This is a genomic window from Vibrio sp. M260121 (assembly GCF_036533715.1).
GTDB lineage: Bacteria > Pseudomonadota > Gammaproteobacteria > Enterobacterales > Vibrionaceae > Vibrio.
On sequence record NZ_JATABF010000025.1, the window covers coordinates 59,672 to 85,298 of the forward strand.

General features: G+C 46.0%; 20 protein-coding genes. 3 read left to right on the top strand and 17 right to left on the bottom strand.

The window, feature by feature from the left end; all coding sequences use genetic code 11:
* Positions 1–3 precede the first annotated feature (3 nt).
* Positions 4–585 carry a DUF6795 domain-containing protein gene (locus QTO06_RS14620; RefSeq protein ID WP_050919675.1) on the bottom strand — a complete coding sequence of 194 codons (582 nt, stop codon included), beginning with the start codon at positions 583–585 and terminating at the stop codon, positions 4–6.
* Positions 586–748: 163 nt separating this feature from the next.
* Positions 749–1,651, bottom strand: coding sequence for a LysR substrate-binding domain-containing protein (locus QTO06_RS14625; RefSeq protein ID WP_331408678.1), 903 nt, complete (start codon positions 1,649–1,651; stop codon positions 749–751).
* A 107-nt stretch (positions 1,652–1,758) separates the two neighbouring features.
* Between QTO06_RS14625 and QTO06_RS14630 the strand changes: the two genes are divergently transcribed.
* Together QTO06_RS14630 and QTO06_RS14635 are read left to right on the top strand one after the other, a co-directional pair.
* Positions 1,759–3,015, top strand: a complete 1,257-nt coding sequence (locus tag QTO06_RS14630; protein WP_331408679.1) for a D-amino acid dehydrogenase — start codon at positions 1,759–1,761, stop codon at positions 3,013–3,015.
* 307 nt (positions 3,016–3,322) lie between these two features.
* The gene (locus QTO06_RS14635; RefSeq protein WP_331408680.1) at positions 3,323–4,870 is read left to right on the top strand and encodes an alanine/glycine:cation symporter family protein; all 1,548 of its coding nucleotides are present in this window, start codon (positions 3,323–3,325) and stop codon (positions 4,868–4,870) included.
* 128 nt (positions 4,871–4,998) lie between these two features.
* Here QTO06_RS14635 and QTO06_RS14640 read toward each other — a convergent pair whose 3' ends face one another.
* The 5 genes from QTO06_RS14640 to guaB all read right to left on the bottom strand — a co-directional run bounded on the left by QTO06_RS14640 (position 4,999) and on the right by guaB (position 12,650).
* A complete protein-coding gene (locus QTO06_RS14640) occupies positions 4,999–5,592 on the bottom strand; it encodes an acetate uptake transporter (RefSeq protein ID WP_009705589.1) in 594 nt (197 codons plus the stop codon).
* Between the two features lie 179 nt (positions 5,593–5,771).
* Positions 5,772–7,481, bottom strand: coding sequence for a glycoside hydrolase family 19 protein (locus QTO06_RS14645; protein ID WP_331408682.1), 1,710 nt, complete (start codon positions 7,479–7,481; stop codon positions 5,772–5,774).
* A 200-nt stretch (positions 7,482–7,681) separates the two neighbouring features.
* Positions 7,682–9,205, bottom strand: a complete 1,524-nt coding sequence (locus QTO06_RS14650; RefSeq protein WP_331408687.1) for a Na+/H+ antiporter NhaC family protein — start codon at positions 9,203–9,205, stop codon at positions 7,682–7,684.
* Between the two features lie 301 nt (positions 9,206–9,506).
* The gene (guaA, locus tag QTO06_RS14655; protein WP_331408683.1) at positions 9,507–11,060 is read right to left on the bottom strand and encodes a glutamine-hydrolyzing GMP synthase; all 1,554 of its coding nucleotides are present in this window, start codon (positions 11,058–11,060) and stop codon (positions 9,507–9,509) included.
* 126 nt (positions 11,061–11,186) lie between these two features.
* Positions 11,187–12,650 (bottom strand): IMP dehydrogenase, encoded by a 1,464-nt coding sequence (gene guaB / locus QTO06_RS14660; RefSeq protein WP_010446193.1) that lies wholly within the window; start codon positions 12,648–12,650, stop codon positions 11,187–11,189.
* Between the two features lie 232 nt (positions 12,651–12,882).
* Between guaB and xseA the strand changes: the two genes are divergently transcribed.
* Positions 12,883–14,214, top strand: a complete 1,332-nt coding sequence (xseA, locus tag QTO06_RS14665; RefSeq protein WP_061010837.1) for an exodeoxyribonuclease VII large subunit — start codon at positions 12,883–12,885, stop codon at positions 14,212–14,214.
* Here the strand turns inward: xseA and QTO06_RS14670 are convergent.
* From QTO06_RS14670 to QTO06_RS14715, 10 genes are all read right to left on the bottom strand, one after another.
* Entirely contained in the window at positions 14,211–14,435 is a 225-nt protein-coding gene (locus QTO06_RS14670; RefSeq protein WP_033006191.1) for a zinc ribbon domain-containing protein, read from the bottom strand. The genes xseA and QTO06_RS14670 overlap by 4 nt on opposite strands.
* A gap of 71 nt (positions 14,436–14,506) precedes the next feature.
* On the bottom strand, positions 14,507–15,511 hold the full coding sequence (locus QTO06_RS14675) for a GGDEF domain-containing protein (protein WP_331408685.1): 1,005 nt from the start codon (positions 15,509–15,511) through the stop codon (positions 14,507–14,509).
* A 294-nt stretch (positions 15,512–15,805) separates the two neighbouring features.
* Positions 15,806–16,675 (bottom strand): alanyl-tRNA editing protein, encoded by an 870-nt coding sequence (locus tag QTO06_RS14680; RefSeq protein ID WP_331408686.1) that lies wholly within the window; start codon positions 16,673–16,675, stop codon positions 15,806–15,808.
* 93 nt (positions 16,676–16,768) lie between these two features.
* On the bottom strand, positions 16,769–18,265 hold the full coding sequence (gene der / locus QTO06_RS14685; RefSeq protein ID WP_038890727.1) for a ribosome biogenesis GTPase Der: 1,497 nt from the start codon (positions 18,263–18,265) through the stop codon (positions 16,769–16,771).
* Between the two features lie 178 nt (positions 18,266–18,443).
* A complete protein-coding gene (gene bamB / locus QTO06_RS14690; protein ID WP_005424650.1) occupies positions 18,444–19,604 on the bottom strand; it encodes an outer membrane protein assembly factor BamB in 1,161 nt (386 codons plus the stop codon).
* Positions 19,605–19,616: 12 nt separating this feature from the next.
* Positions 19,617–20,231 carry a YfgM family protein gene (locus QTO06_RS14695; RefSeq protein WP_005424701.1) on the bottom strand — a complete coding sequence of 205 codons (615 nt, stop codon included), beginning with the start codon at positions 20,229–20,231 and terminating at the stop codon, positions 19,617–19,619.
* A gap of 125 nt (positions 20,232–20,356) precedes the next feature.
* A complete protein-coding gene (gene hisS / locus QTO06_RS14700; protein WP_005424690.1) occupies positions 20,357–21,625 on the bottom strand; it encodes a histidine--tRNA ligase in 1,269 nt (422 codons plus the stop codon).
* Positions 21,626–21,680: 55 nt separating this feature from the next.
* Positions 21,681–22,799: a flavodoxin-dependent (E)-4-hydroxy-3-methylbut-2-enyl-diphosphate synthase gene (gene ispG, locus QTO06_RS14705; RefSeq protein ID WP_005424674.1), complete on the bottom strand. Its 1,119-nt coding sequence runs from the start codon at positions 22,797–22,799 to the stop codon at positions 21,681–21,683.
* 5 nt (positions 22,800–22,804) lie between these two features.
* The gene (gene rodZ / locus QTO06_RS14710; protein WP_045418014.1) at positions 22,805–23,770 is read right to left on the bottom strand and encodes a cytoskeleton protein RodZ; all 966 of its coding nucleotides are present in this window, start codon (positions 23,768–23,770) and stop codon (positions 22,805–22,807) included.
* 418 nt (positions 23,771–24,188) lie between these two features.
* The gene (locus QTO06_RS14715; RefSeq protein ID WP_005532587.1) at positions 24,189–25,316 is read right to left on the bottom strand and encodes a bifunctional tRNA (adenosine(37)-C2)-methyltransferase TrmG/ribosomal RNA large subunit methyltransferase RlmN; all 1,128 of its coding nucleotides are present in this window, start codon (positions 25,314–25,316) and stop codon (positions 24,189–24,191) included.
* Between the last annotated feature and the right edge of the window lie 311 nt (positions 25,317–25,627).

Consider the following 25,627-nt stretch of genomic DNA (forward strand, 5'->3'; position numbering starts at 1 on the left):
TGGTTACCCTTCCTTGGTATTACTTTTCAACACATGGGTATCAGTAACTTCATCATATTCATATGTATCAATTTTCTGGTTATCCCAATCACAGACAGAATGAACTGGAGTTCGCCTACTACTCTCTGAGGAAGTTTCAACCTCATGAATTCGCTTACTATTTGATAGTTCGCAGTCTATGTTCATTAGCATCCAGCTCAGAGATTCGGCCCCTTCAGTTGGCACCCACGCTCCCCAAATTTCTTTTTTCTCAGAGTCACAATTAACACAAATATTTTGATAAACCCTTAGGCTTCCGCCAAAGATATCTCCTGGTGCGCTGGAACGAACGGTGACAGGATCGAAGGCAAACTCTCCATATTCATTGGTTCGAGCTTCGTCTGTTAAGGTTTTGCCCTTCTTATAGCCTTCATAATAAAGTTCTCGATAAACCGTTAATCCTGCTTGTGGTACGCCATCTAGCTTGATGACACCACGCACTTCTGGGGACATTTCCACATCGTATTTTTTAAACGGCCAAAACATTGCACTTGCTCCTACCGAAAATAGAGCTAAGGCCAATATAAGTAAGGTTCTTTTAGCCATACTCTTTCTCTATCCATTGATTCTTTTTGGGATGATATGGAAAAAGAAGACAGAGTGAGAGGAGTTAATAAACGGGAAGTAATTTGTGGGAAGCAATTCGAAGTATCATGTAATTAAGACATTTGTTTTTATTAATTCTTATACACTTGTGCCAATTATCCCTCTACATTGATGATTGGACTTTCTGCAAAAGCCAACGTCTAAATCGCGCTGTAGGCTCACTCTTGGTATTAATGATCAGATAGTAACCTGCGTTAGCATCCACAGGTTCAAATGGCGAAACCAAACGACCAGATGCTAACTCGTCTTCCACCAGCGCCATGCGTGCCATTGCGATACCCACTCCGGCTTCGGCCGCTGACATTGCCATATCAGTACGATTAAAGAAGTGCCCTACCTCTGTTTTAAAATCGAATCCCATACTTGATGCCCAATACAGCCATTCGTAGTCGCGCGGAGCTTTATCCCACGGCATAGCATCGTGCAGTAACGTCGCCTCCCACCATTGTTCTGGCGACGCTTTAAGAGTTTTTAGCCACCCATGATCCTCAAGGTATTTTGGACTCATGACTGGCAAAAGTTGTTCATCGAGAATCCGCTCTGCACTTTTATCTCGATAGGGGTGAGAACCGTAGTCTATCGCAACGTCGTAGTCTTTTAGCTCGCTATTCACCAACGCCCCCTCAGCAAAAATCTGTACTTGGAGATCGGGATTTTCTAGGTGAAAGCTTTCAAGACGTGGGACCAACCATTTAAACGCAAACGAAGGCGTCAGCTTGAGGCGAATTTCATTGTGGGGCTTTTCAATCTGTAGCTCTTCAAGTGTCTTCCCGATCTCGGTGAAGTGAAATTGCGTAGATTGAGATAATTGTAACCCTTTGGGTGTTAGTCGAATGCCACGCGAATGGCGTTCAAACAAAGTAAAACCTAGCTGCTCTTCTAATTGAATGATTTGCTGACTGATCGCACCGGTCGTCAAGTGCAATGCTTTTGCAGCACTGGTAAAGCTGCTGTGTTCCGCCACTTGGCTGAATAACCACAATCCGCTAACGACACTACTTTTCATTCTTAATGCCTATAGTTTTTCTAAACACTGAATGTAATTTATATCGATTGTTAACAAAAGGTAAAGAAGAGAAACTGCGCCACATCGAAAATGTGTGGAGCGCATCAATGGAAGTCATCGTAATAGGCAGTGGTGTTATCGGCTTAACCTCGGCTTGGTATTTATCTCAGGCAGGCTATCAGGTGACCGTGATCGATCGCCAACCAAGCAGTGCGATGGAAACCAGCTTCGCTAACGCCGGACAAATCTCTTATGGTTACTCTTCACCATGGGCTGCGCCGGGGATTCCACTCAAAGCCATAAAGTGGCTCACTGAAGAGCATGCACCACTCAAAATAAAACCATCTCTCAGCCCGGAGCTTATCCGTTGGGCAACGCAAATGGTGTCGAACTGCACTTTATCCCGCTATCAAATCAACAAAGCCCGAATGCTCTCTATCGCCAATCATAGCCGCGTGTGTTTGGAGCAGTTGCGCCGTGATCATGCGATTGAATACCAAGGACGCCAGTTAGGCACCTTGCAAGTATTTCGCTCTCAACAACAGCTCGATGCCATAGAGAAAGACCTTGAGTTGTTAGAGCAAAGCGGTACACGTTTTCAGTTAATGGATGTCGAACAGTGCATTAAACAAGAACCAGGGTTGGCATTAGTAAAAGAAAAATTAGTCGGTGGGTTATATCTGCCTGATGACGAAACGGGTGATTGTTTTCAGTTCTGCCAGCAGTTAACAGAGCTAGCAAAAGCCCATGGTGTAAGGTTTGAATTCAATACGGAGGTGAGCAATTGGGTTACTGTAGGCAAAAAGATCATGGGTGTCCAAACGGACCGTGGTTTGTTTAAAGCAAACCAGTTTGTCCTTGCCTCTGGCAGCTATTCTACAGCGTTACTCAAACAGCTTGAGATCGACATTCCAGTCTATCCCGTCAAAGGCTATTCACTGACGGTGCCAATTGAGTGTGAGCAATTTGCGCCTCGTTCTACCGTCATGGATGAAACCTATAAGGTCGCAATGACACGCTTTGATGACCGCATTCGTGTCGCGGGAACCGCAGAGCTTGCTGGCTTTGATCCTTCGTTGCCGCAAAAGCGCAAAAATACGATTGAAATGGTGATTCGAGATCTGTTTCCGCAAAGTGCCGATTTTACTCAAGCCGAGTTCTGGAGTGGATTTCGCCCTATGACACCCGATGGGACGCCCATTATTGGAGCAACACCTTACGGCAATTTATTCACGAATACAGGGCATGGCACGCTCGGTTGGACAATGGCGTGTGGCTCAGGACAAATACTTGCAGACATCATGCTGAATTCGGATACCAAAGTAACAAATCACTCAGAATTAAGCTTGAACCGTTACGCCTAAACACCTGCAATCCATTTCAAACAGCGTATTACTCCACAAGTTGAATAACATTTAGAAGATATGACTTTCTATATTAGCAGTACATTTTCATGACAATGTGCTGCATATTCAATCAATTCATTGTAATTTCCAATAAAAACCACCCATATACATAACAAGAACCAATTTTTAACAATATTTAATCATTCTGTGCCCACCATCACGCTACAAAGGATTTTTAGTTAAAAAGGTTAACAATTGCATTACAAAAAAGGGTAATGTGTTGTACGAAAAACAACCACAAACATAACAAACAGGGAAAATACTCATGCAGTCATTAGTTGATTTTCTGAATGGAATTATCTGGAGTCCGGTACTAATTTATTTGTGCCTTGGTGCTGGTTTGTTCTATTCGATCATGACGCGCTTTGTGCAGATTCGTCACTTCTTTGAAATGTGGCGCTTGCTACTTAATGGTAAGAGTTCAACCAAGGGGATTTCATCATTTCAGGCATTGGCCGTTTCACTATCTGGCCGTGTAGGTACAGGTAACATTGCAGGTGTTGCAGCTGCTATCGGTTTCGGTGGTCCAGGTGCAGTATTCTGGATGTGGGTTGTTGCCTTCTTTGGCGCAGCAACAGCATACGCAGAATCAACACTAGCACAGATTTATAAAGAAGAAGACGAAGGCGAATTCCGCGGCGGTCCAGCTTACTACATCGAAAAAGCAATGGGTCAGAAGTGGTACGCATGGATCTTCGCTATCGCAACCATCTTTGCATGTGGTGTTCTACTTCCTGGCGTTCAATCGAACAGTATTGGTAACGCGGTAGAAGCAGCATTTGGCTCAGGTGACATGATTGAAACCGCTATTGGTACCTTCAGTTTCGCTAAAATTTTCACTGGTACGGTTGTCTGTGTCATTCTTGCCTTCATCATCTTTGGTGGCGTAAAGCGCATCGCGAACTTCACTCAAATTGTGGTTCCTTTCATGGCGCTGGCTTACATCATCACCGCTTTCGTTATCATCCTACTTAACATCGGTGAGATTCCACGCATCGTTGGCATGATCATTGGTGATGCATTTACACCAATGGCAGGTATTGGCGCTGCGATAGGTTGGGGTGTAAAACGTGGTGTTTACTCTAACGAAGCAGGTCAAGGTACTGGTCCTCACGCAGCAGCGGCGGCAAGTGTTGATCACCCAGCACAGCAAGGTCTTGTTCAGTCATTCTCAATCTACATCGATACACTGCTAGTGTGTTCAGCAACGGCGTTTATGATTCTTATCACTGGCGCATACAACGTTCACGGTGCAGTAGAAGGCGCGTTCCTAGTACAGAACCTTCCAGCGGATATCGGTGCGAATGGCCCTGTGTTTACGCAAATGGCGATTGAGAGTGCCCTACCAGGCGTAGGTAAGCCATTCATCGCAATTGCGCTATTCTTCTTCGCCTTCACAACAATTCTGGCGTACTACTACATCGCGGAAACCAACATCGCGTACATCCGTCGCACGGTAAAAGTAAACGGTCTGATGTTCATCTTGAAGGTCATTCTTATCTCAGCGGTATTCTACGGTACAGTTAAGACCGCGAATCTTGCGTGGGCAATGGGTGATGTGGGCGTAGGCCTAATGGCATGGCTGAACATTGTCGGCATTCTGATCATCTTCTTCATGTCGAAGCCTGCACTAAAAGCACTGGCTGACTACGAAGAGCAACAGAAACGTGGTGTGACCGAGTTTACGTTCAACCCAGTAGCGCTTGGTATTAAAGGCGCGACTTACTGGGAAGAGAAGTACAAGCGCAAAACAGGTAAAGCACCAACCGCAGACAGCGATACAACAGAAACGGTAGAGCAAGCATCTACCTAATGCTTCACTTAGCATCCTCCCCCAATAGGTTGGCAGGTATATAAGAAAAAGCAGTGGTCCGAACAACGGACATTAAAAAAGGGTTAGCCAGTGGCTAACCCTTTTCTTTTGCATTCAATTCGAAGCGATTATGCAGCGATTTCTTGCGTAGCAACTTGTGGCTTTTGCTTTTCACCAACAGGAAGTACGGTACGGCCGTATTCGTTGTTTAGTACTTGAGCCATTGCAAAGTAGATTGCGCTCGCGCCACAGAAGATACCTTCGAAGCCTGCGATAGTACCGATCAGCTCGCTACCAGTGAAGTCACGTGCCGCTAGTAGGAAGAACAGGATAGTAAGAGAACCGAATACTACTTGCTTTGCTACTGGGTAGCATAGAGAGCCAATGAACATGAAACCAGTGAAGATACCCCATAGTAGTAGGTACCAACCCATAAAGTGTGCAGGGCTTGCTGGAAGACCCATGTAAGGCATTACGATTAGACCAACCAGTGTCAGCCAGAATAAACCGTAAGAAGTAAATGCAGTCGTACCGAACGTGTCACCACGCTTGAAGCACATCATGCCAACAAGTACTTGGCTTAGACCACCGTAAAAGATGCCCATAGCCAGAATCATAGAATCCATTGGGAAGAAACCTGCGTTGTGGATGTTTAGCAGGATGGTAGTCATACCAAAACCCATTAGACCTAGTGGCGCTGGGTTAGCCAGTTTTGTAGACATGTACATTACCTTTTCAAAAATGTTGATAAAAATTGCGCGCGAATTTTAATGGACTCAAAAACAAAAGAGAAAAGACGTTATTGAAAACTTAGATTGCACAAATAAGCAACCAAACGAATAAAAAAAGACCCTGCTAAAAAGCAGAGTCTTTATAGATAGTTAGACTATTTATCGTTCAATTACTGGCAAGAGATCTCATCCCAGAACCAATTGCTCTGTGTCGGTGATTCCCATACACCCGGTCCATTTTTCGCGATAAAGCATTTACCTTGATAAGTCACTTTGTCGCCATTAGCCACTTGAGTCACACCTGGTTCCCATGCAATAAAGTCACCTGATAGTGGTGGTTCAGTAACCGGAGGCTCTGTCACTGGCGGCTCGGTAACAGGTGGTTCTGTTACAGGAGGCTCAGTCGTTGGCGGTTCAGTCGCTGGTGGCTCTGTTGGCGTACCTGAGACCAATTTCCAAGGGTCACCTTTAGTAGGCTCATTACCTTGTGACCACCACTTCGCTTCATATACAGCCCCCTTGTAAGAGACTTGGTCGCCCGTGTTATAAACCTTGCCTGCATCCCATGCAGCAACACCGTCTACAGGTGGGTCAACCGGATCGACAGGGTCTAATTTATCGACAACGCGAACTTCAGGCCAACCTGCATGAGATTGGTAGAAGTTAGTAACACACTTCTCGTAATCACCAGCCACTAGCGCTGAATACGCGGTTTGGAAGCCAACCAACTCACATTCAAATGAGTGACCGCCTGGGCGATCTGAGTAGTACTTCCAGTTACCATCCCAGTTGGTGTAAAGCACGTCAGTGGCACCGTTAAGGTTTAAGCTACCGTAAGGCGTTTGTTGCCAACAAGTATTGGTTTCATCAGCTTCGATAGGAATCTGATAGTGCGCCGCTAGACCTTCCCAGTAACGAATGCGGTTAACTGGCTGACCTTTGTCTTTGTTTTGCTCACCACATTCAATACCGCCGTTGATGACGTTGATCGTGGTACCAAAGCCGTAGCCAATGCCCGCATCAATTTCACGCTGCGATGGTACCCAAGTACGATCAATCACGTGCAACATTGCTGGTTTTGGCGCTTGAGGCGTTAAGAAGAACCAAATCGCAGAAGCTAAGTTCAACCATGAGTCAGCGACTAAACCCGGATTTTTCAGCAATACCGATGCATCGCCATCGAACATCACTTCAGAGAACGCGCCGTAGTTAAAGTGGTAAGAAAGCTGTTTTGCACCACGACCAAAATACCCCTGACCAGGTTCACAAGGCCAACGCTTATTTTGCCAATCGTTCTGACCACAGCCTGTGGTGTAACCTTCTTGACCTTCAGACCATCCCATTTCACGCACATGAACCAAGGCTTGTTGCCACTCTTCAAGTGCAAGCGGATTGTCTGATACGTTATCGACCGCAATGTGACCACCGGTTTCCTGAGCAAAGTGTGCAAATGCTGTCACGATGGACTTCTTACAAATCGCGTCTGAATCACGCCCGTCGGTGTACTCACCACAGAATGCAGGGAACTTACCGATCGCACGCAAGAAACGGGTGTACGTATACTCGGGGGCCGCCATCTGAGTAAGGAAGTTCCATTCGCTCTCAGGGAAGACACGTTCAACTCGCTTAACGTTTTCCGGATTGCTTGCTGCTCCTGGAACAATCGCTTCAACAACCGTATTTGGACGAGTCTCTAGCGCTTGTGACCAAATAGCATACATAGGGTCAGAGGTTTTACTTTGCTCCATAGCTTGGATGTCGCCACGAGCAATCACGTAACCATTTGGGTTTTGTGGATCAGGTTGGATATTCATGCTGGCATGAGCTTGTGCAGCGAGTACACAACCCAATGCGAGAGGCAGATGTTTGAGTGCAAACATGTCTAATCTCCGTATTTAACAATACAATATACAAGGAATAACTAGACACATAGTGGATCATGTAGAAAAAACGCCGAGTGAAGTGAATTAATTCTGCGACGCAAATTTCATAAATAAATACTGTTACACAGCGGGTATCACAAAAACTGTTACCTCGACTCAAAAGAAAACGGGGGATAATCCCCCGCTCTCATTTATTGCTATTGCTCTGCTATTACTTGCTCTGACATGAGTGAAGATTGCTGCTTAGAGAGCACCAAATAAATGGCAAACTGCGCCACTATTGCCACCAGCACAATCAAAGGAGAAGCCATTACCCCTGCAACAAGGAAGCTTGTCAGGGCGATAGCGCCGTTGAGTACCGCATAAGGCAACTGGGTTCTAAAGTGCTCATACTGCTCACAACCCGCACCAGTCGAAGACAAAATGGTAGTTTCCGAAATTGGCGAACAATGATCACCAAATAAACCACCAGATAACACCGCACCGATACACACCAGCAATGGCGCATCAATCGCGACTGCGGTTGGTATGACCAATGGCATCATGATGGCAAAAGTGCCCCATGACGACCCTGTAGCAAAAGAGATAATACCCGCCAATAGAAACGCCACGGAAGGCAATAGCCAGTATGGGAAGCCAGCTTGTGCTTGCTCTGCAATGTAGGCCGCTGCACCCAGCTCTTTACCTACGGAGCTTAATGCCCAAGCCAGCACCAAAATCACCGCAACAGACATCATGTTCGACATCCCTTTTAGGTAAACCTGAATGCCATCAGAGAGCTTTCTCACGCCATAAAACGCCATCAAACTAATTAGGGTAATTGCAGCAAAAAAATACGCCGATGAAAGTGCAGCGCGGAAAGTTGACCCTGCCACTTTCTGAAATGGAAAACCGTGAGGAACCAATATTGAACAAAGCACAACTAGCATGACGAGCAGCGGTGCCCAAACAAAACTTGTTTTTGCATTTTTATGCTCAAACACATTTAATGAATCTTGCACTTTTCCAAAATCAGAACCTTGCTCGGCAAGCTGTTCGGCTTTCGCCATTGGTCCAAAATCCAGCTTGAAGAAAGAGATAATCGGAACAATCGCGATCGCTAAAAAGGCATAAAACTGGTAAGGGATCGCGCCAATAAAAGCATCCCAATCACTGATACCTACATCCAGTGCAGCAAACTCTTTTTGAATCAGGCTCATGATATAAACGCCCCAACCGATGAAAGGGATGAGGATCGCCACTGGGGATGAAGTTGAATCGATGATAAAGGCTAGCTTCTGGCGAGAGACTTTCAGTTTATCAAAAAGAGGACGAAAGACAGGACCAACAATTAACGGTGTACCAAGGTCTGAAAAGAAAATAACAACGCCGCCAAACCAAGCAGAAAGCTGTGCTTGGCATTTGCTTGCAACCCACTGAGTGACCTTTTTAGCGAACGCCACGCCACCGCCAGATTTCTCCATCAAGGCAACAAAACCACCAATGAAAACCAAAAGAAGGATGACGCCCGCATTGTAACTGTCAGTCAGTTGCGGCAACAGGTAACTTTTCATCAGTGCGCTAAACGAATCGAGCGGACCTTTATCAACGAATGTGCCTTCTAACATAGCCACACCGCTAACAACACCGGCAAAAAGACCGACAACAACGTTTCTTGTAGTTAGCGCAAGGACTAACGTAATAATGATGGGGATGAGGGAGGTAACATCTGCCTGTTCCATAGCAATACCAACTTTAATATCTAAACACCAAAAATGAATATACATTCAACAATCTCGCATGTATATATTTTCTAATAAAAAAGTTGAGACCTGCGTTCACACTTTTCAGGCATAAAAAAACCAGCCCGAAGGCTGGCTTTACTATTTTAATCTTTACGTCAAATACGAAAGCTAATTCCCAAAATAGTTGGAGTTGCAACTAGGCGACAAGCCATTTCAGCCCTATGAGCATAGGTTTACTATGTGATTAGGGTGAAATGGAGAAGTCAACAACGTTGCTACTTCAAATATGAAGGGAATATTATTCCCATTCGATTGTCGCTGGTGGCTTACCAGAAATGTCGTAAACCACGCGAGAAATACCGTCAACTTCGTTGATGATACGGTTAGAAACCTTACCTAGGAAGTCGTATGGTAGGTGTGCCCAATGTGCAGTCATGAAATCGATAGTTTCTACCGCACGTAGAGAGACAACCCAATCGTACTTACGACCATCGCCCATTACACCAACAGAACGAACTGGTAGGAATACCGTGAACGCTTGAGATACTTTGTTGTATAGGTCTGCAGCATGCAGTTCTTCAATAAAGATAGCGTCTGCACGACGTAGCAAGTCACAGTACTCTTTCTTGATTTCACCAAGAACACGAACACCTAGACCAGGCCCCGGGAATGGGTGGCGGTAAAGCATGTTGTACGGAAGACCAAGCTCTAAACCGATCTTACGAACTTCATCTTTGAACAGCTCACGTAGTGGCTCAACAAGACCCATTTCCATGTCATCTGGAAGACCGCCCACGTTGTGGTGTGATTTGATCACGTGCGCTTTACCAGTCTTAGATGCAGCAGATTCGATAACGTCTGGGTAAATCGTACCTTGAGCTAGCCATTTCGCGTTTTTCAGCTTCTTAGACTCTTCATCAAATACGTCTACGAATACGTGACCGATTGTCTTACGCTTCTCTTCTGGATCCGACTTGCCTTCAAGTGCTTTTAGGAAGCGATATTCAGCATCAACTTTAATGATGTTTAGGCCGAACTTGTCGCCAAACATATCCATTACTTGCTGACCTTCGTTTAAACGAAGAAGACCGTTATCTACGAATACACACGTTAGCTTGTCGCCGATTGCACGGTGAACCAGCATCGCTACTACCGATGAATCAACACCACCAGATAGACCTAGGATAACTTCGTCGTCACCCACTTGCTCTTTAATACGAGCAACCGCGTCTTCGATGATAGATTCAGAAGTCCATAGACGCTCACAGCCACATACGCCAAGAACAAAGTTCTCTAGCATTTGTAGGCCGCCTTTCGTGTGCGTTACTTCTGGGTGGAACTGAACGCCGTAGTACTTCTTCTCTTCGTTCGCCATCGCAGCGTACGGACATGTGTCTGTCTCACCAACTTTCACGAAGTCAGCAGGAATTTCTACTACTTTGTCACCGTGGCTCATCCACACGTCTTGAGTTAGCTCAAGATCTTTAAATAGTGCAGATTCACCAGAAACTTTAACTTGTGCGTAGCCGAATTCACGTTCTGTAGAACCCGCTACTTTACCACCTAGCTGCTCAGCCATAGTTTGCATGCCGTAACATACACCTAGTACTGGCACACCAGAGTCAAATACGTATTGAGGAGCGCGTGGAGAGTTATCTTCCGTTACGCTTTCTGGACCACCAGATAGGATGATACCGTCTGGATTGAATTCACGAATATCCGCTTCTTCAACGTCCCAGCTCCACAGTTCACAGTAAACACCGATTTCACGTACACGGCGCGCTACTAGCTGAGTGTACTGAGAACCGAAGTCCAAGATCAGAATACGTTGGTCATGAATATTTTTAGTCATTTTGAGCAGTCTTATAAGCTAGGTTATTAAAACGGAGGCGAGTGTACTCGCCTCTTATTAATGCTTCAAGGAAAAAAGCAAACGTTTACGTCGAGTGTATAGGTTTTATTTTTACAACAGTAAAAATTAACCGCGACGGTAGTTTGGTGCTTCCTTAGTGATTTGAACGTCGTGTACGTGTGATTCAGCCATGCCCGCACCTGAGATACGAACAAATTCAGCTTTAGTACGCATATCTTCAATCGTTGCTGAGCCAGTAAGACCCATGCTTGAACGTAGACCGCCCATTTGTTGGTGTACGATTTCTTTTAGACGGCCTTTGTATGCGATACGACCTTCGATACCTTCTGGTACTAGCTTGTCTGCTGCATTGTCAGACTGGAAGTAACGGTCAGATGAACCTTGAGACATCGCGCCAAGAGAGCCCATGCCACGGTAAGACTTGTAAGAACGACCGTTGTAAAGAATCACTTCACCCGGTGCTTCTTCTGTACCTGCGAACATTGAACCAACCATCACACAAGATGCGCCTGCTACGATTGCTTTACAGATATCACCAGAGAAACGGATACCGCCGTCAGCGATAACTGGAATGCCGAATGAGTTCGCCACTTCTGCTGCGTCTGCGATTGCTGTTACTTGAGGAACACCAACACCTGTTACGATACGAGTTGTACAGATTGAACCAGGGCCGATACCCACTTTAACTGCGCTAACACCCGCTTCGATAAGTGCTTTAGCACCAGCACCTGTCGCAACGTTACCGCCGATGATGTCTAGATCTGGGTAAGCAGCGCGAGTTTCGCGGATGCGGTTTAGTACACCTTCAGAGTGACCGTGTGAAGAGTCGATAAGTAGAACGTCAACACCCGCTTCAACTAGAGCAGCAACACGCTCTTCGTTACCAGCACCAGCACCAACGGCTGCGCCAACACGTAGACGACCGCGCTCATCTTTACATGCGTTTGGTTTACGTTCTGCTTTATGGAAGTCTTTCGCAGTGATCATACCGGTTAGTTGGAACTCATCGTTCACAACCAATACTTTCTCAACGCGTGCCTCGTGCATCTTCTCTTGCACTTCTTCACGTGTTGCACCTTCTTTTACTGCTGCAAGGTTTTCTTTTGCTGTCATTACTGAAGACACTTTCTTAGAAAGGTCAGTAACAAAGCGCACATCACGACCAGTGATAATGCCTACAAGCTCGTTGTTCTCTGTGATTACAGGGAAACCAGCGAAGCCGTGTTTGTCAGTCAGTGCAACCACGTCAGCGATAGTCGCGTCAGGGTTAACCGTTACAGGATCAGAAACGACGCCTGCTTCAAACTTCTTAACTTTACGAACTTCAGCAGCTTGCTGCTCAATAGACATGTTTTTGTGGATAAAGCCAATGCCACCCTCTTGCGCTAGCGCGATAGCTAGACGAGCTTCAGTAACAGTGTCCATAGACGCTGAAATCATTGGGATGTTTAGGGTGATGTTCTTGGTAAGCTGAGTGCGAAGATCAGCTGTGTTTGGGAGAACAGTGGAGTGAGCTGGCACGAGTAGTACGTCATCGAATGTCAGCGCTTCTTTGGCAATTCTTAGCATTTGCAATATCTCACAATAATAGGAGTAAAAAGAACAATCCAATCTCATCGTTTCGCATAATGAGGGTAACCAATTTTAGGTTATTGGCTACATTTGGATTAGATATTGCGGAGGGATTATACGGTTAACGCAATCGCTTGACCACAAATTTTTTAATTTTTTTCTTGCAATTACCCCCTTGCTATGTATTATATTGCCGCTAATTTCCATACTCACGTCTACGGAATTAGCTGTGCTCTCCCAGACCAATCAAAACATCTTCACTGTTTCTCGTCTCAATGCCGAAGTGCGTCTGCTGCTCGAAAACGAAATGGGGATCGTCTGGCTTGTCGGAGAGATATCCAACTTTTCAGCTCCCGTCTCTGGTCACTGGTACCTCACTCTTAAAGATTCTCGCGCTCAAGTTAAATGTGCCATGTTCCGTGGTAACAATCGTCGCGTCACTTTCAAACCTGCTAACGGCAATCAAGTATTAGTTAAAGCACGTCTGTCTCTGTACGAGCCTCGTGGTGACTATCAATTGATCATTGAGAGCATGCAGCCTGAAGGTGATGGTCGTCTGCAACAAGAGTTCGAAGCACTTAAGATGAAATTGGCAGCAGAAGGTTTGTTTGCTCAAACCAATAAGCAGCCTTTACCTGAGCACCCAAAACGCGTTGGTGTGATCACCTCAAAAACCGGTGCAGCACTGTACGACATCTTAGACGTATTGAAACGTCGTGATCCTTCCCTACCCGTGGTGGTTTACCCAACCATGGTGCAAGGTGAAGAAGCCGCGATTCAAATTGCGCAGGCAATCGGCCGTGCAAACAGTCGTGACGAATGTGATGTATTGATTGTTGGTCGTGGTGGCGGTTCGTTAGAAGACCTTTGGTGCTTTAACAACGAAATCCTTGCTCGCACTATTGCTGCAAGCCAAATTCCGATCATCAGTGCAGTTGGTCATGAGGTTGACGTGACAATTGCTGACTTTGTTGCGGACATGCGAGCGCCTACTCCATCAGCGGCGGCTGAATTGGTAAGCCGTGATAACAGCCACAAAGATCAAGCTTTGGTGACTCGCCAACACAAGCTAGCCAGTGCAATGCGTTACTACCTAGCGCAACAAAAACAGCAATCGGCTCAACTGATGCACCGTTTAGATCGCCAGCACCCAAACTATCAATTGCAGCGCCAGACGCAACAACTTGATGAGTTGGACATGCGCCTACAACGCGCAATGCAACGATTCATCACAACGCGCCAACAAGCGGTTGAGCGTAAGCATCATCGCCTACAACTGAACTCACCAGTAAAACGCTTGGCTGAGCAGAAGTCGAAACTTGATCGAGTCGAGCAAAAATTGCTGGATGCGATGGACCGTAAGTTACTGACCATGCGCCATCAGCTGGCAATCGCGGCGGAGAAACTAGATACGGTAAGCCCACTGGCAACGCTAAAACGTGGCTACTCGATTACTCAAACTGAGCAAGGCCAGGTTGTCACCCAGGCGAAAGATGTAAAAACGGGCGACGTTTTAGTCACCCGCTTATCTGATGGTGAGCTTCGCTCAACCGTTAATTAACTGACTTTTTGAAACTCAAATCGAACACGTGATTTCGATTTGAGTTCATTACAACTGTTGCAGAAATAGTTCGCCGCACCACAAGCTTGTAGCTTTTCTAGTTCAGCATCGCAATCTGGACAAAATCCCACTTTCTTATAATCCGACTCACATTGATTGCAGTGGTATTGACCTGTCCACTCCAGCTCAATATCGCATGTTGGGCAAATATTCGGTTGCATGGTTACCCCTAAAAACTTCTATTTACTGACTCACAGTCTAATCATACGGCAATCTTATGCTTTGATCTTAATCACGCGCGTTTAGCACGCTTGTTTTGATACATAGCAACATCGGCTTGTTGAATAAGCTGCTGTAATACTGCTCGCTCACTGGCAGTACTGCAAGCAACGCCAATACTGGCTTTTACTTTATACTCTTCAAGTTGACACACTTGGTTAAGCTCATCTTCTAAGCGCTCGACAAAAGATTGATAAGTATGCTGGTTTGGGAAACAGCAAAAACCAACAAACTCATCGCCACCATAACGCCCTATCACTGAACATGAACGGAACGCTTGCTTTAAATGCTCAGCCACCAGCACCAAAACTTGGTCTCCGGTCTCATGCCCAAAGCGATCGTTGATGTACTTAAACTCATCGATATCAACGAAAAAGCATCCCACCACAGCGCTGCGTGCACATTTGTGGTTGATCTTGCGATCGACTTCGGTCAAAAGCGCACGGCGGTTGAAGCAGTGCGTCAGTGGATCGCGACTGGCGTGAAAATGAAGTTGTTCTTCTAGGCGATACTTCTCTAAGGCTACCGCATACAAAGCGGCTAGCATTTCGAGAACTTCGAGTTCATAAGGATGAGGTTCAGAAGGTGTATTGCTGTAAATGGCAAATGTCCCAAGCACATGGCCATCCGAAGCAATAATAGGCACAGACCAGCATGCACGGAGTTGAGCTTGTTGAGTCAGCTCAAGGAAAGCGGCCCAGTTAGCGTGATGATCAATATCACTAACGACCACGGTTTGCTTTAAGAATGCAGCAGCGCCACATGAGCCAATATCAGGTCCAATAGGGACGCCTTCAATCGCTTGATTGTAGAAATCAGGTAAGTGTGGGGCAAACTCCAAATGCAGTGTGTTGGTATCGGGGTGCAATCGTAAAATGGAAGCTTGCCTCTTCCCAAATAGGTGTTCACTTAACTTGATAACCTCATGGTTGAGGCTATCGCGTTCCATTCCCAGAGCAAGCTTACCTAAAAGACGATTGACTGCTCGGTGAGCATCTAGCAGTCTATCTTTGTCCATTGTGGCGTATTCATATCGTTATTATGTTAATTAGCCTGAAATATAATAAATCTATTAATATGACACAGGTAACTAACTCACATTATGCGCACGCGACACTATAAAAGATCGAATGCTGATCTTCGGATATTTCCCTTTTGATCAGCGATCACCCCTTAAAAGAATATTTATATAACCACATACCGAAAGCATAAGTTACATATTCTGTCTCTCAATTTTAATCAGAACTAAAGACTACAATTTCGAACAATAAACCACACAAACAGGATTTAATAAAAAGATCAGAATCCAAATTTAGCGTCTTACATCGGTGTGCATTTCGATAGTTTGTGAGTCTATTTCCACTAGTGTGACATGGATAGAACCGAAGTCACTCAAATGGCTCGCATGCGTTCCCCCACAAGGGATGACAGCGATTTCACCTTCACCTAAATCACATTGCCAATAACGTGAATCCGTGAGGTGTTCCCCATGGCAATCGACAGTGATCGCAACGTCTCTTTTTAGCCAATCTTCCAACAGAACATTCACCTGTTGTTCGATGCTTTTCAAGTCAGACAGCATATCTGCACTGTTTAGCCCTCTTTTACGAAGAGTTTTGCCTAAACGATAGGTATCCAGACATTTATCCGGGGTAACAAAGCTGGCCTCTTGGGCGTAGCTATTGAAATCGTAATTACCGTGTGGGTCTTTGCGGTCAGCGTCTTTACGCCAATAGTTTTGCGCTAGCACCTTATTGAGCGCAAGGTATGCAATGTGCCCTGCGCTATGTCCACGGCTTAACGACAACTGGTACTCTTTGTCGACTTCCAATAATGCAGTATCACCAACCTTAATAGCATCAGTTCGTGACAATACGTGCACCACCACAAACGCCCATCCTTCCGTATCGCGTTTTACAGGAATTGCTGTACCGACATGCAATTCTCCACTTGCAAGCTCTACCGCTCCAACTTGGCAATCCGCTACTTCATAGCTTATGCCCTTGATAGTGAGCGTACCTTTGTCTGCTGGATGATCAGGCCAAATGTGGCTGACAGGATGGAAAGGTGTGATTGCTGTAAGTACATAAGTCACTTCTTCTGTAGAGTGAACAAGTTGCACTGGCGCTTCCAGTCGCCAAGTTTGATGACAGAAGCGCGTCTTGGTAGCTGTGATGGTCATGGTCTTCATACTTTAATACATTGCTTAGAACAAAATTCTGCTGATAAAAAAATACCCAAGTCGAAACTTGGGTATTCATAAAATCTTAGGCGATTACTTGTTGCGGTTCTTCACTGCAGACATCATACGCTTGCGCTTACGCTCTTGAGATAGCGTTAGCTTGTTTGTACGGTTCTCGTACGGGTTGTCGCTGTTCTGGAAGTTAATACGGATTGGTGTACCCATGATTTCCAGAGACTTACGGAAGTAGTTCATCAAGTAGCGCTTGTACGAATCTGGTAGATCGCGAACCATGTTACCGTGAACAACCACGATTGGTGGGTTGTAACCACCCGCGTGCGCATACTTCAGCTTAATACGGCGGCCACGAACCATTGGTGGTTGGTGATCGTCTGTTGCCATCTTCATGATACGAGTCAGAACAGAGGTACCAACACGTGTCGTTGCCGACTTGTACGCTTCTTGAATCGATTCGAACAAGTGACCAACACCTGTACCGTGAAGCGCAGAGATAAAGTGAATGCGAGCGAAGTCAACGAAACCTAAACGACGGTCGAGTTCTTTCTTCACGTTCTCTTTCACTTCGTTATCTAGACCATCCCACTTGTTCACTGCTAGTACGATTGAACGACCAGCATTCAATGCGAAGCCAAGTAGACTCAGGTCTTGATCAGAAATGTTTTCACGTGCGTCGATAACCAATAGAACCACGTTTGCGTCTTCTACGGCTTTCAGTGTTTTAACAACAGAGAATTTCTCTACTGTTTCGTTGATACGACCACGGCGACGTACACCAGCAGTATCGATCAATACGTACTCACGACCATCACGTTCCATTGGAATGTAGATTGAGTCACGCGTAGTGCCTGGCATGTCGTATACCACTACACGCTCTTCACCAAGAATACGGTTTGTCAGTGTCGATTTACCAACGTTTGGACGACCAATGATCGCCAGTTTGATTGGCTGGTCTTGCAGACGTTTGAACTCTGCTTCTGCGTCTTCTTCGGTGTAATCTTCAACCGCTAGCTCTTCATCTTCGAACTCAGTCAGATCTTCAATCTCACCTTCTTCAGATTCACTTGCCAGCAGATCATCAAAGAATGGCGCTAATGCGCGTTCTAGCAATGCCGTCACACCACGACCGTGTGCTGCAGCAATTTGGTACATATCGTCAACACCAAGTTGCCAGAAGTCGGCACAAGCTGCATCGGCATCAATACCATCGATCTTGTTTACTACCAGCATTGCTGGCTTTTCGATTTTGCGCAGGTGCGCAGCAATCGCTTCATCCGATGGCGTTAAGCCAGCGCGACCATCAACAAGGAATAGTACTACGTCAGCTTCATCAATCGCAGCGAGCGATTGTTCTGCCATCTTCGTTTCTACGCCTTCTTCTGTGCCATCAATACCACCGGTATCGATAACGATAAATTCGTGTTCTTCACCAAGGCGAGCTTGGCCATATTTACGGTCTCGCGTTAGGCCAGGGAAGTCCGCAACCAACGCGTCACGTGTGCGTGTCAATCGGTTAAATAGTGTAGATTTACCTACGTTCGGACGCCCTACTAGAGCAACAACAGGTACCATAACAACCTCTACAATAATCTTTCTTCTGTAGTTATAGGTAACGACTTGCTCGATGCCAAATCAAACCAGCTTTTTACCTATAACCACGTCAGGAATAACGGTTAATAAATAATTTCAAACAACAAAACGGCTCCTAACTGTTACCAGCCAGGAGCCGAATGTGAATTATATCACGATATTATTCGTTAATGGTTAGTTTCTTTACATCGCCATTGCGAGTTGTAATCACGTAACCATCAGACAATAACGTCGGACCAACAGCAAAACCACTGTCATCGACATATTGTTGTGCAACGAATTCGCCTGTAGAGCGATCGATCCAGTGTAGGTAACCCAATGTATCACCCACCACTAGGTAATTATCAACGATAACTGGAGCAGTAAGCTGACGGTATTCCAGCTTGCTGTTTTCCCAAAGCTCAGTACCACTGCGAGCATCGACTGCCACTACATGATCTTTCTCAGTGATCACGAAAATACGGCTACCATCTGTCGCGATATCGTTCGCCGATGAGTAGTTGCGCTTCCAAATTGGGTTTGCGCTGCGCAAGTCGATAGCAATAAGCTGACCGTTATAACCGATGGTGAAAAGAGTGCCACCTAGAACAACCGGTGAAGAATCTACGTCTACCAGACGATCGATTTCCGTTGCACCTTTTGGTGTACCTACTGGTTGTTGCCAAATAAGCTGACCACGTTCAACAATCGCTGCTGCCAGTCGGCCGTTTGCCGTACCCCAGAATACACCACCACCGATCGCCGTTGGCGTACTATCACCACGCAGCGTCAGGTTTGGTACTTCGGTACTCAGTGCCCAGCGTTGTTCACCCGTGCTTTCATCTAACGCAATCAACGTGCCACGGCTCGTGTTTACGATGATCATGCCCGAATCCGCAACCGGTCGTGCTAGAACTTCACCACCAACTTCGATACGCCAAATGATTTCACCAGTTTCTTGGCTAAGTGCAATGACTTCACCATTTTCAGAACCGATGTACAGGTTACCGTAAGCGGCAGTGATGCCACCAGAAAGACGCGCAATCACATCTTCTTCTAGGTCAATTTGCCATTTTTGCTTACCGTTTTCTGGATCCAGCGCTTTAACTAGACCATCACGGCTTGCAACAAACAAAGTGTCATTTGCCACAACAGGCGACAGTTTTGAGAAATAGTGCCCTACGCCATCACCAATCGACGTCGACCATTTCGCGCTTGGCGTAAACTCGCTGTCTACCTGAGGTAGTGGAGCCATGACAATGGTATCTTCCTCGCCAGCACAACCAGCTAGGATTCCCACTGTTAATGCCCCTAACAAGGCTTTCTTAAAGACTCTTTTCATCCAATGCGGTCCTTATTTCGCCAAGTCGTCCAATTTCATTTGTAGCGTTGGGCTAGCGTCTGCAGCTTGTTGAGCTTCAGTGTACGCTGCGTATGCTGCTTCTTTGTCACCTTGACGAAGAGCGATATCACCACGCAGCTCAGCAATACGACCAGTCCATGCTGCATCAGTCACTTTGCCTAACTCAGCATTTGCTGCGTCAAAGTTACCCATTTCAGCTTCAATGCGCGCAATACGGTAGCTGATAAGTGGAGATAGCGCGGCATCTTTGGTGTTGCTTTGAGCCCATTTCAGTTGCTCAAGTGCAGCAGAAAGATCTTTCGCATCCACTTGTACTTTCGCTAGTTGAAGTGCTGCAAGTACTGAGTACTCTTTAACTTCGTTTGAGTCGATGAACGCTTGAATGTCCGCTTGTGCGTCTGCACCTTTGGTTTGCAGAGCGTTCATTACTGTTGTGTAGCTTTGAGAAGCTGCTTCACTCGCCTGAATCACAGAATCCTGGTAGTAACGCCAGCCAAATAGACCACCTAAACCAACAACCGCACCGATGATGACGGCTTTGCCGTTTTCCTTCCACCAGTCTTTAATGGCTTCAACTTGTTGTTCTTCAGTATCGTAAAGTTCCACTTCCTGTCCTCTTAAAACATGTAAATGACAGCGAGGCTGCCATTGTTCCTATTTCGTCGAAAGGCTCCTATCTTGGGAGCCTTACTATTACGAATTAGGATTTAATCTTTAGCTTATTAAAAGACTTAAATCAGTGCTGCGATCTTCTCAGCAACTTCTGCTTGGTTGTAAGTCTCTTGCTCACCACCCACCAAGTCTTTTAGTACTACGGTGTTTTCTGCAACTTCATTTTCGCCCAGAACCAATGCTACTACAGCACCCACTTTATCTGCGCGCTTAAACTGTTTCTTGAAGTTACCACCACCGAAGTGGCTCATCACGCGAACGCCTGGGATTGCTTCACGAAGCTGTTCTGCTAGCTTCATACCCACCATCATTGTGCCTTCGCCTGCTGTCACAACGTAAACATCGACACTGCGACGAACGTCTGTTAGCTCTAGTGTTTCTAGCATCAGTACAAGACGCTCTAGACCCATAGCAAAGCCAACAGCTGGTGTTGCACTGCCGCCTAATTGCTCTACAAGACCATCGTAACGACCACCGCCACATACTGTGCCTTGAGCACCTAGGCTCTCAGTGATCCACTCAAATACCGTGCGGTTGTAGTAATCCAGACCACGAACTAGACGCTCGTTAACTGTGTATTCGATACCTGCAGCGTCTAAAAGTTCACATAGACCTGCGAAGTGTGCTTTAGATTCTTCACCTAAGTACTCAGAAAGACGAGGTGCATCACCTAAAATAGCCTGAACGTCCGGGTTCTTCGTATCTAGAACTCGCAGTGGGTTCGTGTGCATGCGACGCTTACAATCTTCGTCTAGCACATCGATATGTTGCTCAAGGAATGCAACCAGTGCCGTGCGGTAGTCTGCGCGGTCTTCTTGAGAACCGATAGAGTTAAGCTCAAGACGAACATGCTCATTGATACCCAACTCACGCCATAGACGTGCTGTCATCATGATAAGCTCAGCATCAACATCTGGACCATTTAGACCGAACACCTCAACACCACACTGGTGGAATTGACGGTAACGACCTTTCTGCGGACGCTCGTGGCGGAACATTGGGCCCATGTACCATAGACGTTGTTCGTCGCGGTTAATCAGGCTGTTTTGAATACATGCACGTACACAACCCGCCGTACCTTCAGGGCGAAGTGTTAGGCTGTCTCCGTTACGATCATCAAAGGTGTACATTTCTTTTGAAACGACATCTGTCTCTTCACCAACCGCGCGGCTGAATAGGTTTGTTTCTTCAACGATTGGCATGCGCACTTCGTTGTAGCCGTATGCGCTCACAGTACTTTTTACTGCGTTTTCAAGTTTCTGCCACAGCGGAGACTGAGTTGGAAGGCAGTCGTTCATGCCTCGGATTGCTTGGATTTTCTTTGCCACAATTATTACCGTCGCTTAGTAACCCGAGCACACTTAGCGTGCTCAAGCTATGAGATTAATCTTCTTGTTTGATATCGATGCGGTTAGCTTGGTCTAATACAGACGCTTTCGCACGGATTTTCGCTTCTAGTTGGTTCACTAGATCATCGTTGTCGAAACGCTCTTTTTGACGTTTGCCGTCTTCGTAGAATGCGCTCTTCTTGTTGCTGCCAGCTAGACCTAAGTGTGAAACCTCAGCTTCACCAGGGCCGTTTACGACACAGCCGATGATAGACACATCCATAGGTGTGATGATGTCTTCTAGGCGCTCTTCCAGTGCGTTCACTGTATTAATCACGTCGAATTCCTGACGTGAACAGCTTGGACAAGCAATAAAGTTGATACCTCGTGAGCGAATACGCAGAGACTTAAGAATATCAAAGCCAACTTTGATCTCTTCTACCGGATCTGCCGCCAACGAGATACGCAGCGTATCACCGATGCCTTCAGCCAAAAGCATACCAAGACCAACCGATGATTTCACTGCACCAGCGCGAGCACCACCCGCCTCGGTGATACCAAGGTGCAAAGGTTGGTCAATCTGTTTGGCCAATAGACGGTATGAATCCACCGCTAGGAACACATCTGACGCTTTCACACTGACTTTGAACTGGTCAAAGTTAAGACGGTCTAGATGATCCACGTGACGCATCGCCGACTCTACCAATGCCTCTGGCGTTGGCTCACCGTATTTCATCTGCAGATCTTTTTCCAAAGAACCGCCGTTTACACCGATACGGATAGGGATGTTTTTGTCACGGGCACAATCAACAACAGAGCGAATACGCTCTTCGTTACCGATGTTGCCTGGGTTGATACGCAAACAATCAACACCGTACTCGGCCACTTTCAGGGCAATACGGTAGTCAAAGTGAATGTCCGCAACTAACGGCACAGACACTTGCTGTTTGATGAGCTTAAAGGCTTCCGCAGCATCCATAGTAGGAACAGAAACACGTACAATGTCTGCACCCACTTTTTCTAATGCTCGGATTTGTGCGACTGTGGCTTCCACATCAGTCGTGCGAGTGTTTGTCATTGACTGTACTGCAATTGGTGCACCATCACCAATTGGCACATCACCCACATAAATACGCGTCGATTTACGACGAATAATTGGAGATTCGTGTTGCATAATATTTATAACGGTAAAGTGAATCTAGCTACTTTGCCTGAAGTATACCCAGAAAGGTCGACAGGTTCACTTGCAAATGTCATTGTGACGCCTTCAGGTGCGCCTAATATCACTTTAAACGGTGCTTTTCCGGCAAGTTCTACGTCTTGGCCCGGCTTACGAGTACCGCTTACTAACGTTTTGCCATTCGCGTCTTTGACTTGAATCCAGCAATCCGCTTTGAATTTCATAGTTAGCAGTGTCATGCCTTCTGGCACAACTGGGGCTGCTGGTTCTTCTGCCTCTTGCGCATCTTCAATCACCGCGACAGGTTCTTGAGCGGCTTCTTCTGTCACTTCTGCCGCTACTGCAGCAACGACTGGCTCAGTCACATCACCCGCCGCACTCATCGCCGTATCAGCTTCAGAAACCACGGTTAGCGCAGCCGATACTGGCGCAATCTCAGCAGGAGTGCTGGCAATAAGCTCATCGGCACTCATTTGGTCGATGTCTGCATCATCAGCAACTTGCTCTGTTTCCGCAGTTTCTGCACTTAACTGCGCAAGGCTGTTTTCTTGTTGGTTCTGCCACCACCATGCCCCCGAAATACCGGTGATCACGATAGCAATCGCCCAAGTGAGTAACATGATGCGGCTGTTGTGTTTCTCGTGTTTGGTTTTACGAGAGAAACTCTGCATCTCTGTCTCTTGTGGCTTAACATGCACTTCAGATGTCTGCTCTAAAGCTGCCAAAACAATCTTTTCATCAAGGCCAACAAGCTTGGCATACGAACGCAAGTAACCACGTGTAAACGTTGTTACCTGTTGCTCTTCAAATCGATTGTTTTCAATATCTTCAATAACAGAAACGCGAAGTCTAAGGCGATCAGCAACGTGCTTCTGAGTCATGCCTAGAGATTCGCGTTTGTTTTTAAGTAACGTGCCCGCTTCCATCGAAAGTGGCACTTCATTCGTATTTTCGTGTTCTGTCATAATGGCGGTATTTAATCTGTTTGGTGGCTAACACGGTTATTTATTTTCGTTTTTGTTCTAATCAAGCCTAACTTAAAGATAGCTAGCCTAAACGTGTTAACCAAAATAATCTTTTAGAAATTCTCAGTGTACAAAGTAAGAATGCTCGTTTTGCAATGATTCAGCAAAGCGTATTGGAAAAAATACTGAGAATTGTCAGTGTCGTAGTTATATTTCACTTACCATGATAAGCGAATGTTTAACGAAGACAAAAACTCTTTGCACTCAAATTAACAGATAGCTCAAGCTTTTGTCCAAAAATTGACACAGTAACGCGAAATAATCGCCGATACGATTGTCAGTGTCAGATTACATTCCACCTTCGAGAAACAAAATAGCCAGAGCAAAAGGCTCTGGCTATTTTTCTATTCTTTGCGAATTACACCGCTTTTACGTCGATGGTTTCTGCACCACGTGCTGCTTTTAAAGCTGCGGTACGTTTTGTGCGGTCAATAACATCACCAACCAACTGACCACATGCTGCATCGATATCATCACCGCGCGTTTTACGAACCGTTACTGTGTGCTCGTATTGCATTAGCGTTTTCTGGAAACGGTCAATGCGCGAGTTACTTGGTTTCTTATAAGGAGAACCTGGGTACGGGTTAAACGGAATCAGGTTGATCTTACATGGGGTATCTTTCATCAATTCAGCCAATTCACGTGCGTGGTCCATGTCATCGTTCACATGATCAAGCAGTACGTACTCAACGGTTACTTTACCGCGGTTCGCATTTGAAGACGCAATGTAACGACGAACAGACGCTAGGAAGTCTTGGATATCCCAACGGTCGTTGATTGGCATGATTTGGCTACGTAGTTCGTCGTTTGGCGCGTGTAGAGAAATCGCCAATGCGACGTCGATTTTGCCCGTCATCTGATCAAGACCAGAAACCACACCTGAAGTTGATACGGTTACACGACGTTTAGAAAGACCGAAACCCAGATCATCAAGCATGATTTCTAGTGCTGGGATTAGGTTCTTCATGTTAAGAAGTGGCTCACCCATGCCCATCATCACTACGTTAGTGATTGGACGACGGCCTGTTTCTTTCTGCAAACCAATTTCACGTGCTGCACGCCATACCTGACCAATGATTTCAGATACTTTTAGGTTACGGTTGAAGCCCTGTTGTGCTGTTGAACAGAACTTACATTCCAACGCGCAACCTACCTGAGAAGACACACATAAGGTTGCTCGGTCATCTTCTGGGATGTAAACCGTTTCTACGTCTTGGTCACCCACCTTCATCGCCCACTTAATTGTGCCGTCTGAAGAGTGCTGAGCTTCTGCCACGGTAGGTGCTTTGATTTCACACTTGTGCTGCAGTTTTTCACGTAGCTTCTTGTTGATGTTCGTCATGTTGTCGAAGTCATCAACACCGAAATGGTAGATCCACTTCATAACCTGATCAGCACGGAACGCTTTTTCGCCTAGCTCATCCGCGAAAAATTGACGCATGCCCTTGCGATCAAAGTCGAGTAGATTGATTTTTTCAGTGGTCATGTTGCCTCTCAATGACTGAAACAAGAATAAGGGCGCGAATTGTACAGCCTTTATGCAGCTACAACAAGGGCTGTAAGACCCTGACTTCGCTAAGGCATTAAAATCTTAATGATTAAATTTTAGCCAATTATTCTTCTTCACTCTTTCTGAGTAACGGATAATAAATGTATGGTCCGCCCCGTTATTGCAACTACAATTTAGTAATAACGGAGTTGGTTTGCGCTAATGTATTCGGAGTCCTCGTTGGGAACATTAACTTCCCCGCTCCACGATGATATCCGCGCCAGATTATCCTTAAAAGCCCCAAAGCA